Annotated in this window: 12 protein-coding genes; 3 read left to right on the forward strand and 9 right to left on the reverse strand. The window is 59.0% G+C overall.

Annotated features, from left to right (window positions below; genetic code table 11):
• Positions 1 to 75 precede the first annotated feature (75 nt).
• A complete protein-coding gene (gene eno / locus AACR93_RS02585) occupies positions 76 to 1,377 on the forward strand; it encodes a phosphopyruvate hydratase (RefSeq protein ID WP_005335583.1) in 1,302 nt (433 codons plus the stop codon).
• A 135-nt stretch (positions 1,378 to 1,512) separates the two neighbouring features.
• Entirely contained in the window at positions 1,513 to 2,655 is a 1,143-nt protein-coding gene (locus AACR93_RS02590) for a DUF3298 domain-containing protein (protein WP_043849940.1), read from the forward strand.
• A gap of 167 nt (positions 2,656 to 2,822) precedes the next feature.
• Here AACR93_RS02590 and AACR93_RS02595 read toward each other — a convergent pair whose 3' ends face one another.
• From AACR93_RS02595 to AACR93_RS02630, 8 genes are all read right to left on the reverse strand, one after another.
• Positions 2,823 to 4,787 carry an LTA synthase family protein gene (locus AACR93_RS02595; protein WP_043849941.1) on the reverse strand — a complete coding sequence of 655 codons (1,965 nt, stop codon included), beginning with the start codon at positions 4,785 to 4,787 and terminating at the stop codon, positions 2,823 to 2,825.
• A 174-nt stretch (positions 4,788 to 4,961) separates the two neighbouring features.
• On the reverse strand, positions 4,962 to 5,792 hold the full coding sequence (locus tag AACR93_RS02600) for an alpha/beta fold hydrolase (RefSeq protein ID WP_043849942.1): 831 nt from the start codon (positions 5,790 to 5,792) through the stop codon (positions 4,962 to 4,964).
• 352 nt (positions 5,793 to 6,144) lie between these two features.
• Positions 6,145 to 6,513, reverse strand: a complete 369-nt coding sequence (locus AACR93_RS02605; RefSeq protein WP_082044055.1) for an SMI1/KNR4 family protein — start codon at positions 6,511 to 6,513, stop codon at positions 6,145 to 6,147.
• Between the two features lie 70 nt (positions 6,514 to 6,583).
• A complete protein-coding gene (locus AACR93_RS02610; RefSeq protein ID WP_043849943.1) occupies positions 6,584 to 6,853 on the reverse strand; it encodes a hypothetical protein in 270 nt (89 codons plus the stop codon).
• Positions 6,854 to 7,259: 406 nt separating this feature from the next.
• The gene (locus AACR93_RS02615; RefSeq protein WP_043849944.1) at positions 7,260 to 7,979 is read right to left on the reverse strand and encodes a hypothetical protein; all 720 of its coding nucleotides are present in this window, start codon (positions 7,977 to 7,979) and stop codon (positions 7,260 to 7,262) included.
• 723 nt (positions 7,980 to 8,702) lie between these two features.
• Entirely contained in the window at positions 8,703 to 9,557 is an 855-nt protein-coding gene (locus tag AACR93_RS02620) for a 23S rRNA (adenine(2030)-N(6))-methyltransferase RlmJ (protein ID WP_043849945.1), read from the reverse strand.
• The gene (locus AACR93_RS02625) at positions 9,551 to 10,012 is read right to left on the reverse strand and encodes a DUF2390 domain-containing protein (RefSeq protein ID WP_043849946.1); all 462 of its coding nucleotides are present in this window, start codon (positions 10,010 to 10,012) and stop codon (positions 9,551 to 9,553) included. Before AACR93_RS02625 ends, AACR93_RS02620 begins: the two co-directional genes overlap by 7 nt.
• Positions 10,005 to 11,915, reverse strand: coding sequence for an ABC transporter ATP-binding protein (locus tag AACR93_RS02630; protein WP_043849947.1), 1,911 nt, complete (start codon positions 11,913 to 11,915; stop codon positions 10,005 to 10,007). Before AACR93_RS02630 ends, AACR93_RS02625 begins: the two co-directional genes overlap by 8 nt.
• Positions 11,916 to 12,069: 154 nt before the next feature.
• Between AACR93_RS02630 and AACR93_RS02635 the strand changes: the two genes are divergently transcribed.
• The gene (locus AACR93_RS02635; RefSeq protein ID WP_033113757.1) at positions 12,070 to 12,480 is read left to right on the forward strand and encodes a CBS domain-containing protein; all 411 of its coding nucleotides are present in this window, start codon (positions 12,070 to 12,072) and stop codon (positions 12,478 to 12,480) included.
• 101 nt (positions 12,481 to 12,581) lie between these two features.
• Here the strand turns inward: AACR93_RS02635 and AACR93_RS02640 are convergent, their stop codons facing one another.
• Positions 12,582 to 14,243: a hypothetical protein gene (locus AACR93_RS02640; protein WP_043849948.1), complete on the reverse strand. Its 1,662-nt coding sequence runs from the start codon at positions 14,241 to 14,243 to the stop codon at positions 12,582 to 12,584.
• Positions 14,244 to 14,351 lie beyond the last annotated feature (108 nt).

Below are 14,351 nucleotides of genomic sequence, written 5' to 3' on the forward strand. Positions count from 1 at the left end.
GGTTGGGGCACTGTGCCACAGCCGCTTTTTTTGGCATATTTTTGTTGTTTTTTTACGAAACCTGAGGAAATACACATGTCCAAGATCGTTAAAGTGATCGGTCGTGAAATCATCGACTCCCGTGGTAACCCGACCGTTGAGGCCGAAGTTCACCTGGAAGGTGGTTTTGTTGGTATGGCAGCCGCTCCGTCTGGCGCGTCCACCGGTTCCCGCGAAGCGCTGGAACTGCGTGACGGCGACAAGAGCCGTTTCCTGGGTAAAGGCGTGCTGAAAGCCATCGAAGCCGTAAACGGCCCGATCGCTCAAGCTCTGCTGGGTAAAGATGCCAAGGACCAGGCCACCGTTGACCAGATCATGATCGACCTCGACGGTACCGAGAACAAATCCAAGTTCGGCGCCAACGCCATCCTGGCTGTTTCCCTGGCTAACGCCAAAGCTGCCGCTGCTGCCAAAGGCATGCCGCTGTACGCCCACATCGCCGAGCTGAACGGCACCCCGGGTGTTTACTCCATGCCGCTGCCGATGATGAACATCATCAACGGTGGTGAGCACGCCGACAACAACGTCGACATCCAGGAGTTCATGATCCAGCCGGTTGGCGCCAAGACCCTGAAAGAAGCCGTTCGCATGGGCGCAGAAGTGTTCCACAACCTGGCCAAAGTGCTGAAGTCCAAGGGCTACAACACTGCAGTTGGTGACGAAGGTGGTTTCGCTCCGAACCTGAAATCCAACGCCGAAGCGCTGGAAGTTATCGCTGAAGCCGTTGCCGCTGCCGGTTACAAACTGGGCACCGACATCACCCTGGCTATGGACTGCGCTGCTTCCGAGTTCTACGACGCAGAGAAGAAAGAGTACAACCTGAAAGGCGAAGGTCGTGTCTTCACCTCCAACGGTTTCTCCGACTTCCTGGCTGACCTGACCACCAAGTTCCCGATCGTCTCCATCGAAGATGGCCTGGACGAATCTGACTGGGAAGGTTTCGCCTACCAGACTGCTGAACTGGGCAAGAAAATCCAGATCGTTGGTGACGACCTGTTCGTAACCAACACCAAGATCCTGAAGCGCGGTATCGACAACGGCATCGCCAACTCCATCCTGATCAAGTTCAACCAGATCGGTTCCCTGACCGAAACTCTGGCTGCCATCAAGATGGCCAAAGACGCTGGCTACACTGCCGTCATCTCCCACCGCTCCGGTGAGACCGAAGACGCTACCATCGCCGACCTGGCTGTTGGTACCGCTGCTGGCCAGATCAAGACCGGTTCCATGAGCCGTTCTGACCGTGTTGCCAAGTACAACCAGCTGATCCGTATCGAAGAAGCTCTGGGTGCCAAAGCTCCTTTCCGTGGTCTGAAAGAAGTTAAGAACCAGGCTTAATTGCTTGTTTTGCTAGCGCTTGCGTTGGCATGATGAAAACCGGAACCGTATGGTTCCGGTTTTTTTTCATCTACAGTTTGCCCTCTCGGTGAGCGAGAACTTAATGGGTCGTTCTGATGAATGGGCTGAGTGAGGATGGACGTCGTCGCCACAATAGGGGAGATAAGCGTGATAACGAGGTTTTTGTTGGGGTTGGGTTGTCTGCTGCTGGCCATGGCTGCGCAGGCTGGCGAGGTGTATCAGGGCAAAGTAGGGCGGATGCCGGTAGTGATGACCCTGGATGCATCGTCAGATGGCACGGTCAGCGGGCGATATTTCTACCGCAAGTATCGAAGGGATATTCCCCTATCGGGCAAGTGGGAGGGCAAGAGTCTGTTGCTCTCTGAAGGATGGGATAACTCAGAACCCGAAAAGGTTGCCATGCGCCTCGAGCGGTCCGGTAATGGGCTGCGTGGCGAATGGGTCGGCAAAAAACCGCTCTCCATCGTATTGACGGTAGTCGATGGCCGCGCCATTGAAATACCGGATCCGGCACTTGCCGGCTGGCGTCAGCGCGATCCTTATGAACTCTTGCGCCTTGATGGACTCTCACTCAAGACGAACAAGAGCGAGCTATTTCAGGGCTATGGCTTGCAATGGCTACAAGAGCCGCAAAGCAACATTACGCTTTTTCGCATTACATCAGGGCTACCGGCGGAGCAGCTTGGGAAGCTCAATCATATGCTGGCAGATAGTCAATGGAGCGAGGTCGCCAGTTATTTCCAGTGTATGAGTTCCCCGATGGGTGGGGAATTTGACCAGACGGTTACACCCCATCTGATCAGTCCGAACTTGCTCAGCGCCAGTATTTTTACCGGTTATTTTTGCGGCGGTGCACACCCTGATTTTGGTGATTCGCCATTGAACATTAATGTTGCCACAGGAGAGGTGCTGACACTCGAAGACCTGCTCTGGGTGGGTAGCGGCGCTCCGGTTAAGTTCGATAAGAAGTCATACGACCCAGCAGAATCTGATTACAAGGCAAAGTCTCTGGCGCCTTGGATTGTAAAAGAGTTCCAGCGTCTTTATCCCAACGAGATGGTTCCAGATCCGGAAGGGTGCAATTATGCAGATCCGTCGGTCTGGGAGTATGCCTCTTGGTATATGACTGAGAAGGGGATAGTGCTGGACCCTTCATTTCCTCGTGTCGAGCGTAACTGTGAACTGACCGAGTGGAGCCTTCTGCCCTGGTCGGTTATCAAACAGCATCCGGGGCGAGTACCGCAACTACTGCCTTGAGCAAGAGACCGGAGCCCTTGTGGCTCCGGATTTTTTTATGGCTGTTTTTCGTCGGCGTTGCCAGCGTGGCAGAAGTTGGCAGCGCAGCTAGCCAGGGTCAATAACGGCCAGACTGGCAACAGATACAAAGAAGCCCGCATGAAGCGGGCTTTTTGCTTGGGATGTGCTCAGCTCTTGGCGTGGTCAGCCTTGCTGCGGGGTTCAACTCCCGCAGTCGTTGCGGTAGCTGGAGCGCTCTGCTCGGCCAGCTGGGGTGCAAGCAGGCTGGTTGGCGCGAGCTGGCCATAGGCGCGCGACTTGCCGTCAAACAGCAGGTTCTGCTGATACCAGGTGGTGGCCCAGCTGAAGTCCCGCTCGCGGGCCGCCGTGTCGTCGCAAGGCTGCGGCTGGTGCAGTTGCAGATCCACCTTCCAGTTAAAGCAGGTGAGCTTGTCCGGCTCGCGCATCGGGTACTCGACGATCCGCTCGCCGTAGACCCGCCCTATGGTGCCGCTGGCGGCATAGATGCCCCCGCGCGGCGCTTCGCTTAGCAGGGAGTGGCCGGTAAACCAGGGCGCCTTGCCCCCCAGCAGGTCGAGAATGGTGGGGGCGATATCCTGCTGGGCGCCGATGCCCGGCTGATGGCGCGGGGCGATGGAGCCATCGGTGGCAAACATCAGGAAGGGGATCCAGTACCGCCCCATATGGCCGCTGCGCTCGCCGGCAGTGTGATCGGCGGTGATGACGAACAGGGTGGGGCCAAGGTCGGCCTGCTGGTACTCCTCGATAAAGCGGCCGAGCGCCTTGTCGGCATAGTGCAGCACGCTCATCTGCCGCTCGTTGCTGCTCTGGTCGCCAAACAGCCAGGGCTCGCCCGGCGGCAGCTGGTCATCGTGAGTGGTAGTGTTGTTCACCATGTAGAAGAAGGGGCGCGACTCCGCGCGCGCCTTGCTCAGGATAAAGCGGTAGAGATCCGGGTCCTGATAGCCCCAGCTGTTCTGCTCCACCTCGGCGGCGGGCATCTCCAGCTTGCCGTAAGAGGCCTGCGTCCCCAGCAGCTGGGCCAGCTGCCCGGTCTCCCCCTTGTGCATCCCCTGAAAGACCGCCGTGCTCCAGCCGGCGTCGCTCAACAGTTTGGGCAGGCACTCGTAGTGCTGATCCTGCAGCGGCGTATTGGGGATGCCCGCCTCCAGCGGATTTTGATAGGAGCAGAGCGCGGTAAAGACCCCCTCCACCGTGCGACGGCCGCCGGCGATCAGACCATCGGTGCGCAGCCCCTCGCGGTGCAGCGCATCCAGATGGGGAGTGACATTGGGCGCAGCCGGGTTGTAACTCTGCATCAGCTCGGCAGGCCAGCTCTCCAACAGCATCAGAATGACGTTCATCTTGCGCTGCGGCGGTTGGTAGGGGGCGTGGCCATCGAGCTGGGCCAGCGTCGCCAGCTGCTGCGCCGCGGGTGGCGGCAGCTGCTGATAGAGCGGCGTGCCGCCGCCGGTCTCGTCGGCGGAGCTGCTGCTGACCAGCATGGCGTAGACGGGGTTGAGGGCGAGCAGCGCCTGCTGGGGATTGCCGATGGCGTAGGCGCGATCCGGCTTCATCGGCAGATCGGTCAGGGAGCCGCGCACGCAGAGCACCGCGATGGCAAAGGTGAGCAGCAGTGGCAGTTCGGTCTTCGCCAGCGTCATGCGCGCCGGCAGGCGCAGCTGGCGGCGGCACAGCAGGGCGCTGGCCATCGCACCGGCCAGGGTTGCGACCATCAGCAACGGGTACTGCTTGAGGGCGGTGGTGAGCAGACTGCCCGCCTCGCGGGTCACCTCCCCCAGCTCATAGCCAATATGGCGCCCCGAATTGGCGAAATACATCAGGTCGGCCACCTGCAACCCAGCCAGCACCATGGCCGGAACCCACCACCAGAGCCAGGAGAGGCGACGCAGCCCGAGCCGCACCGCCAGCCAGCAGAGCAGGGCAACCGGCGCCCACAGCAGGGCCGCCGCCGCCAGATCGAAGCGAAAGCCCCACAACAGCGCCTCAAGTTGTTGAGTGGTGGTCAGCACCGCAAAGCTGGCGGGCGACCAGAACAGCAGCAGGGATTTGAGCAGCAGTGCCAGGAGCGCGAGCAGCGCCAGACCCGACAGCAGAAAGCGAGCGAACATAGCCAATCCGGAGTTTCAGGAAGTCATCGAGCGGCTATTGATAACGGATGTAGTTGTCGGCTTACAAGCATTACTGTCACGCAATGGTAACCAGATGTGACAAGTGTGAAGAGGTTCGCCTTTGCCGGGGAGATACGAGAGCCAAGTGCGCTCGCATCCCCTCCCGGTGGCGACCTAGCGGGCGGCGGATTGGCTGGTCAGCCACTCCTGCAAGGTATTGGCAAAGGCGGCGGGTTGCTCGATGGGGTAGAGGTGGTTGGCCCCCTCGATCCGCTTGAGCTGGCAGTGCGGCAGCTGCGCGGCAAGGGCCTCGCCGACCAGCGCGAACAGCGGGCGGGTCGCCGCTCCCAGCATCACGCAGGCGGGCAGGGTCAGGGTGGCAAGACGTGCTGGCGACCAGTCGGGGCGCTCGCTCTGGCTCAACTGCTTGGGCAGGCTGGCGGCCTCGGCCAGCTGCGCCTGCTGCCACTTGACGGGCTGGCTGGCAAAATAGCCGCCGCGGCCACCCGAGCCATCGATCAAACTGGCGACCGCCTGTGGCAACTTGCCCTCCTGCACCTGTGCAAACAGCGGGCCGAACATGGCGCCGGCATCGGCCATAAAGGCGGCAAGACCCTGCTCATCGAGGGCGCCGGGGCAACCCGGCTCCACCAGACAGAGGGAGCGAAACCGCTCGGGCGCCATCAGGGCGGCGGTCAGGGCGACATCCGCCCCGTATGACCAGCCCGCCAGATGCACTGGCCCGCACGGCAACTGTTCCAGCAGGGCAAGCAGATCACCGGCATGGGTCTCAAGGCCAAACGGCCCCTCTCTACCCGCCTCGCCAAAGTGGCGCAGGGTGGGGGCATAGACGGTGTAGTGCTGCGAGAGCTGCTCGATATGTTCGAGCCAGAGGGTGTGGTTGGCCAGCGCGCCATGGATCAGCAGCAGCGGTTCGCCGCTGCCCGCCTGCAGGCAGGGCTGCGCGCTGCCATTGACGATAAAAGTGTGAGTCTGTGACTGCATATCAACGCCTCCCCGGCGTGTCGTAGGAGCGGAAGAGTATATGACAAGCGCCCAGCGGCCGGTAAGTAGGCGCTTTCAGGTTGGCGCTAGCCACTATAAGCAAAAGTTGGGTCATTATCGGAAAACCCATAAATCCAGCTTATAGTGGTATCGGTGCGCCTTGGTTTGCCCCAAGGTGGTCGATATCAACCCCGTAAGGGGATCTTCCGATCCCTGCTTATGTGATGCGGGGTATTCGCGATTGTCCGAATACGCTTTGCTATTCGAACCTACGGGCTTAATCAGTGAATGACAGAACCGCCTCCGTGTCAGTAAATTCTGCTATCGAGATGGTGGTTGCGAGCATTTTTGGTCACTCAAGATTTATACAAACTTGATTGTGCCATGCAGACATGTTCGGCCATTTTTCATTAGAGCTTCCATTATGAGACCAATAGATGACTTCTCCTGTTTTTGATATGCAGAAATAGTCACCATTATCTTCAATGAAAGGCAATAAATCCCTCGGTACACCTATGATTTCCCAAGCTATTCTAGCCATTTCAAAAATATCAAGGCGGCCTGCGCCGGGCAGAATAACTGCTGCTTCAAAAATTGCGTTTGCGACATCACTACCAGATTTTAAAAAGCATCGATAGTCATTGTGAAATGTGATGCCTAGTTTTCTCTCTGCAATAGCTATTTCATCATCTGTCGGGATTCTAAATGGGTTATTTTGCATGAAACTATTCCAAAGCATTAATTGTCGGGGTGACTGTTGTATCGTATAAGTTTTGGAAAGATAAGTTGGATTAAATGATTACATCTTCTAAGAATGCTGCAAGCTTATAAGCTCTATCCAGATGAAAATCAAGTTGCGGGTCATCTATTTGGTGGTCATCAATCATTCTGAAGTCCATAAATAGCTTGTGTTTTATTTTATGGTAATGAAACTTGTTTTTGTTTTTTATTATATTTATGGCTCCGCGCACTTCGTTATATATTACTCTGTCTTTGTTGAGGTAATCATCTATTGCCCTCAGTTCATTGAGTAGTTCAGTTTCGATAGATTCAATTGTCATAGGTGCTTTATGGCCTATTATTAGCCCTTTTGTCGTTGGTGGAGGGTAAGTCAGGGGGCTATCAGAATATCTATTGTGATTGCTTTATTCGCGACTTTTCGAGTCTACGGGCTGCGGCCGGTAAGTAACCTCTTTCAGGCTGGCCACAGCCACTATAAGCAAAAGTTGGGGCATTATCGGAAAACCCATAAATCCAGCTTATAGTGGCACCGACGAGCCTTGGGTTGCATCAGGGTGACTGATACAAGCCCCGAAAGGGGATCTTCCGAACCTTGGTGATGTATTGGCGGGGATATTCGCGATTGTCCGAATACGCTGCGCTATTCGAACCTACGGGCTCCGATGTTTCAATTTTTATAACGTTGGAAATCAGCCGCGCCGGCACGGCGTCGGCTGCATTGACTTGTTAGGTCTGGCCCCCACCGTAGTAGACGACAGACCCGAAAGAAAACTTATGCCCATGCTCGGCACTCCATTCTGGGAAAGGCTTTTGCCTGCTGCCGCCCCGATACTCACGCCAAGCACTCAGCAAGCTGCGGTAATACGCTATCTCTTCCATGTGCCTGGTCTTTAACTCATTTACCGGCAGCCGAATGGCGTATGCCACAGCCTTAGCCAAAGCCTCATCCGCTTCCGACTCTGGGCCAAGAAATACCGACTCAGAAAGGTGATGAGTTGCAAAGTCCACGCTCTGCAATTCCTGCAGGACAAGACGGCTTAACGAGATTTCATCCTCAGGATCTTCCCGTAGAGCACGCTCAAATAGCTCCGAGTTGCCGCAAACTACACCACTCCACCGATATGGCTCCGGGGATCTCGGGCTCTCATCACACCACTTCTGAAGTACATCACCGACATAGGCTGCGGCTGGCTGCGGAAAGAACTGATGTATATCTCGGTTATAGAAATGCATTTCAGCCAATTCGCTAGCCATAGCCCGCTGCTCATCAACAGGAAGAATGCGTGACTGATCTATAAACGACCGCAATTCAACAAGCGCCTCCTTCTTGAGTCCTTTTTCTCTTAAGAGGCAGTAGCGCGCGTAGCCCTCATAGCCACTCTTGTGACACAATGCTTCGGCTATTTCTTTCAGGCCCTTGAAGTTGGCCTTGTTCCAGTAATGCATGCTAGACCTTACTGTGATTAGATGGAAGGCGGCATTAATCCGTTAGCAGAGCATTCCATATAACTCCGTAACATTTTCACTGCCGCCAAGTAAAAAAATCATTAAATCATAATGTTACCCGTTTGCTTCTTATGCTGAGCGTATTCGCTTGACTTCCTCTTTTTGCGCCACCGTTACTACTGTGTGAAAAATCAGTGCTCAGCGCACTCTTGGCAAGCGCCGCCAAAGCACGCCTGCGTGAGCGGGTCAGAAATCAGCATAAGGCTGTCACCATGTTGACTGGGCAGTCGTGGGCAACGTTCGCTTATCCATTCCATCCGGCATGGCTACCGCCCCTGAATTACAGCCTCCAGTCTGCTGCTTTTAACCAACGTGGTGTGGCTGGCATGGCTCTTGGGGTGACTCCGACGAGGCTCGTGTTGCCAATTGGCTATAGTACCGGCCCCTTGGCCAAGGGAAAGGGCGATGCGGGGATTTTCTGAGCCAGATCAAGCAATTAATAAATCGCGACCGGTTGGCGCAGCGAGTGGAAAGTGCTGCCACTGTGTTGCTGGATAAAAAGTGTTGGCGGGTAGCCGTGTCGGTGGGGAAAAGCGCTGGCGGGTAAAAAACAAGAAGCCCCTGAACGGGGCTTCTCTTTGTAGGCCATGCCGCCACGGTGAGCGGCTTGGCTGATCGTCTCGCTGGCGCCTTGACTGGGCACCGGAGCGGGTTGGTGCGGGCTTACTCTTCGACCTTGTTGAGCCACTCGACCTTGTACTGGGCGCCGGCGCCCTGCGCCAGCTTGGCACACAGCGGTTTGAGGAAAGCTTCAATCTGCTCGTCCAGCATCCAGGGCGGGCTGATGATCAGCATGCCTGAGCCGTTCATGCCCCAATCCTTGGTCTGACCGGCCACTTCCAGCTCGGCCACCAGCACGTTGCCGAAGTTTTCACGCTTGATGGCACGCAGCATGTCGCGGGATTTGTCCGCCTCTTCCCCCAGAATGGGGTACCAGAGGGCGTAGATGCCGGTGGCCCAGCGCTTCTGCGCTTTTTTAAGGGTATCGACCACGGCGAAATAATCTTCTTTGAGCTCATAGGGCGGGTCGATCAGCACCAGCCCGCGGCGCGGGGTGGGGGGCAGCAGGGCGACCAGTCCCTCGAAGCCGTCCCTATGGTGGACGGCAACGCGCGGGTCGTAACCCATATTGGCGCGCAGATCTTCCACTTCGTTGTTGTGCAGCTCCATCAGCGCCAGCTTGTCCTGCTCGCGGGTGAGGCGGCGCGACAGCTCCGGTGAGCCGGGGTAGTAGTGGAGCTGGCCATCGCTATTCATCTCGTCGATAACGGCGAAATAGGGGGCCATGGCGGGCCACTGGCCGTGCTCGTCCCACAGCCGGCCGATGCCGTCGGCATACTCCGCCTTCTTCTGCGACCACTCGCCGCGCAGGTCGTAGAGACCGCCGCCGGCATGGGTGTCCAGCACGATGAAGGGTTTCTCCTTCTTCTTGAGGGATTCGATGATCAGGGCCTGAACGGTGTGTTTCAGCACGTCGGCGTGGTTGCCGGCGTGAAAGGCGTGGCGATAACTCAGCATATTAGGTCTCTGAGGGGGCCCTGCGTGGCCCCCAGTAGCGATAGATAGTTCAACAGATTCTGGCTCTTGCCGCGCACCAGGGTGAGGCTGCGCAGGGTTTGCAGCAGCACCCCCTGCTGGAGCCGTTCCAGCTCCAGCTCGTGGGCCAGCATGGCCTGATATTCGGATTCACCGAGCCGCCCCTTGGCGTTTTTGCGCAGGGCGCGCCAGGGGGTCAGCACGGCTTCGGTTTGCAGCAGGGCGGGCTGCAGATCGAGCAGGTCGACCGGGATCCCGAGCTGATCGAGGCGATGCAGCAGCAGGGCCAGATTGACGTTGCCCCCCAGCTCCTGCACGGTGAGCCAGTCATGACTGCGGGCGCCGTACACCTCGCCGCTCCACTGCCAGAAGCCGCGCGGGGAGGGGAGTTCATCGGCAGCGACCCGCTCCGGGGCCATCAGCATTTCGTCACGCAAGGAATTCCTGCTCCATGGTTTCCAGCTCTTCGGAGAGGCTCATCCACTCCATCTCGACGTTCTCCAGCTCCTCCTTGATGGGGCCCTGGGACTTGAGCAGCTCGGAGAGCTTCTGCTTGGCGCTCTCCTCGTAGATGGCCGGATCGGCCAGCTGGCTCTCGATGTCGGCCAGCTTGCCCTGCAGCTTCTCCATGCTCGCTTCGAGCTTTTCGAGCTTCTGGCGCAGCGGACGGGTCTGCTGGCGGAACTCCGCCTCGCGCCGCTTCTGATCCTTGCGCGCTACCGCCGAGTTGGCGGAGACGGGGCCATCGGCCGGTTTGGCGTTGGCCTCTTTCTCCTGCTCGCCAAGCCACTTGTGGTAGTCGTCGAGATCGCCGTCGAACGGCTCGACCCGGCCACCGTGTACCAGATAGAAGTCGTCGGTGGTGGTGCGCAGCAGGTGGCGATCGTGTGATACCACCACCATGGCCCCTTCGAAGCCTTGCAGCGCCATGGTCAGGGCGTGGCGCATCTCCAGATCCAGGTGGTTGGTCGGTTCATCGAGCAGCAAGAGGTTCGGCTTTTGCCAGGTGATCAGCGCCAGCACCAGCCGCGCCTTTTCACCGCCGGAGAAGGGGGCCACCTTGTCCAGCGCCTTGTCACCGTGAAAGCCAAAGCTGCCCAGATAGTTGCGCAGCTCCTGCTCGGTCTTGTCCGGCGCGAGGCGCACCAGATGATCGAGCGGGGTGTCGTCGAGACGCAGGGTCTCCAGCTGATGCTGGGCAAAGTAACCGATGCTCACCCCGGCGCTCACTTCCAGCTTGCCGGAGAGCGGCGGGTTGGAGCCCGCCAGCATCTTGATAAAGGTCGATTTACCGGCGCCGTTGCGACCGAGCAGACCGATGCGCGAACCCGGTACCAGATTGAGTTTGATCTTCTCCAGGATCACCTTGTCGCCGTAACCGGCAGAGAGGTTCTCCATGGCGATGAGCGGGGTCGGCAGGGCCGAGGGCTCGCGAAACTCGAAGCTGAACTCGGAGTCGGCGTGGGCGGGCAGGATCTTCTCCATCCGCTCCATGGCTTTCAGGCGGCTCTGGGCCTGACGGGCCTTGGAGGCCTTGTAGCGGAAGCGGTCCACATAGGATTGCATGTGGGCCATCTCGCGCTGCTGCTTCTCGTACATCGACTGCTGCTGGGCCAGATGTTCGGCGCGTTGCAGTTCGAAGTCGGAGTAGCCGCCGGTGTATTCGTTGAGCTTGCCGTTCTCGATATGAATGATGCGGCTGATGACCGAATCGAGGAAATCGCGGTCGTGAGAGATCAGCACCAGCGTGCCCTGATAGCCCTTGAGCCACTTCTCCAGCCAGATGACGGCGTCGAGATCCAGGTGGTTGGTCGGTTCATCGAGCAGCAGCAGATCAGAGCGGCAGAGCAGCGCCTGGGCGAGGTTGAGGCGCATGCGCCAGCCACCGGAGAAGCTGCGTACCGGCGAGCTGAGCTGCTCGTCGGCAAAGCCGAGGCCGTGCAGCAGCTCGGCGGCGCGGGCGCGGATGCTGTAGGCGCCGATGGTGTCGAGCTTGCTGTGCAGCTCGGCCACCAGCAGGCCGTTGTCATCCTGCTCGGCTTGGGCGAGCTCGGCCTCCAGCGCGCGGAACTCCTTGTCGCCGTCGATCACGTAGTCGAGAGCGGAGCAGTCGAGCGCCGGGGTCTCCTGCGCCACGCCCGCAATCTGCCAGCCGGCGGGCAGGCTGAAGCTGCCGCTGTCGATGGCCAGCTCCCCCCGTACCAGTGCAAAAAAGGTGGACTTGCCACAGCCGTTTTTGCCCACCAGACCCACCTTGTGGCCCGGGTGAATGGTGGCGGAGGCGTTGTCCAGCAGCTTGCGGCCGCCGCGGATCAGTTCGATTTGACTGGCAACTATCATGGGTGGGATCTGCTTGCTCAAAAATGGAGGAGAAAAACTGGCGCGGATCTTACGTGAAAAGGCGCAGATTTGCACTTTGGCGCGCGGCTCGCTATGGCTGGTATGACAAAAACATGCCATAACAGAGAAACCAGTTTGGTTACGGGAGGTTAGCATGCTTATCAGGGATATTATGACGACCCGGGTCGCCACCGTGTCGATGGATGATCGGCTCAGCGTCATCAAGGATATCTTCGAGCAGGCCCACTTTCGCCATCTGCTGGTGCTGGAGGAGGGGGAGCTGGTGGGGGTCATCTCCGACCGCGACCTGTTTCGCGCCATCAGCCCCTATCTCGACTCCGAGGCCGAGATGACCCGCGATACCGAAACTCTCACCAAACGTGCGCATCAGATCATGAGCCGCCACCCCGTCACCATCGCCCCCCAACTCACCGTGCGCGAGGGCGTGCAGCTGATGCTGGAGAAGAATGTCTCCTGCCTGCCGGTGCTGGAAAACGGGGCTCTGGTCGGCATCATCAGCTGGAAGGATTTTCTGCGGGTTGCGCTGACGCCGGACGGGCTCTGAATCGCCCCGCCCGCCCGGGGCCGAACGGGAAGTGATAACCGGAATAAGAGAGGGGAGCCATGGCTCCCCTCTCTCGTTGAGGCTCACTGGTCGCTTGGGCTTTATGACGCCGGCGGCTTGCCGGCATTGCTCGCAGGCATGCTGCCGGAGAGCTTGGGTTGCAGGTGGCTGCGGATCTCGCTCAGAGTCTGGCGATACTGCTCCCCGTGCTGCTCCAGAAAGGCGGGGCTATGGCGCAGGCGCCGCTCCAGCCGGTCTACCACCAGCGCCACCTTGGGCGCCGCCATGCCAGCGGGCCAGCTGTGCTGCAGCAGCTCCAGCAGTTGCCAGGCATCGCCGGGCAGGGCGGGAAACTCCTCCTGCAGTTGCAATCCCGCCTGCAGTGCCAGCTGGTGGTCGCCAAGGTGCATCGCCCGGTGGCGGGTCTGGCGCAGCTCGGTGAGACGCTGTTCACGGGCCGTCAGGCGCACTCCCAGCTCGCTCACCAGATGGTGAAAGAGCTGGCGGGTGAGGGGATGGGGGGCGACCCGGATGCGATATTCGGATAGCTGGGTGAGGTAGCGGCTCGCATGGTGCGGCAGCCCGCAGAACTGGCTGACGGCAAAACCGAGCAACAGGGTGACATGACTGGTGCTTGCCTGATCCGGCTGATGGTGCGAGATGAGGATCAACGCCTCGTCGAAGCGGTACTCCAGCCCCAGTTTCAGCGCCTGCAGCAGCTCGTACTCGTGCGCCTGCAGAGTCACGGTGCGCTTGAGGTGAACCCACTCCTGCAGCAGGGAGCGGATCCGGTTGGCTGACGGGCTCTGCCACAGTACCGCCAGCGCCGCGCTCAGCATGAAGCTCTCCAGCGACTGGCGGGGATGCAGCTCACCGAAATAGCGCAGATTGAGGCTGTGGACCTGCTCCAGCACCTTATCCTCATCCTGCAAGATCAATCCCAGCAGCATTGCCAGCTGGTGCCAGCGTGGCTGGTGGGGGCGGATTTTTTGCAGCTCCTGCAGCGTGCCCCAGGCGGTTTGCCACTGATGTTGATGGAGCTGGCTGGCCAGCGTCAGCTCCCGCTTGGTGGCCAGCAGCAAGGTATCCTGATGGCGCTGCAGATCGGTGAGAGCGCTCTGCAGTTTTCCCAGCCCGAGCAGGCCGTAAAAGAGGCCGGCTCGGGGCCAGTTGGTGCGGTATTCGTTGGCGCAGAGGGCGTAGTGCTGGGCGGCTGCCATCTGATCGTCGGATTGCAGCAGCAGATACCCCTTGAGTCGATCCAGCCAGGGGTTGAGCTCCCGATGTTCCGGCTGGAACAGCAGGTCTTCACAGGTGGCGGTAGCGATCTGCCACTCCCGCAGGGCGATGGGGGCGCTGAGGGAGGGGGTGAGTGAGCTCAGGTGCACCAGCTGGCGCAGCACCTCGTCGAGCTGACCAGTCATAAAGGGGAGCGGCAGATAGAGGGAGAAGTAGAGATCCGAGGGGAGAAACTCCTGCTCGCTGGCGTCGGCATCGAGCAGCAGCAGGACGCAACCGGGTTGCAGCAGGCCGAGGTAGTGCGCCTCGTGGAGCAGGCGGGCCCCTTCAAGCCCCTGCTGCTTGTCCTGCTGGCAGATGATGGCATCAAAAGGTTGTTGCTGGAGCAGGGCAAGCAGGCCGTTGTGCCCATGTTCCGGGTGGTTGTGGTAGTGAATATGTTCGGCCAGCACACCCTGTTCGGTCAGTTGCCGGATGATGGCGCTGCGCAGCAGAGGATCCTCATCAAGCAGCAATATCGCCATACAACACTCCCTTTTTACCAATCCTTGAATGGATCATGGTAGAGCCAAGGGATAGATAGGCCCAGTTTTGGGCGGATGAAAAGTTGACAGTAGTCAGCAGAGGGCGGG

Source organism: Aeromonas sp. L_1B5_3, assembly GCF_963866575.1.
Taxonomy (GTDB): Bacteria; Pseudomonadota; Gammaproteobacteria; order Enterobacterales; family Aeromonadaceae; genus Aeromonas; species Aeromonas jandaei.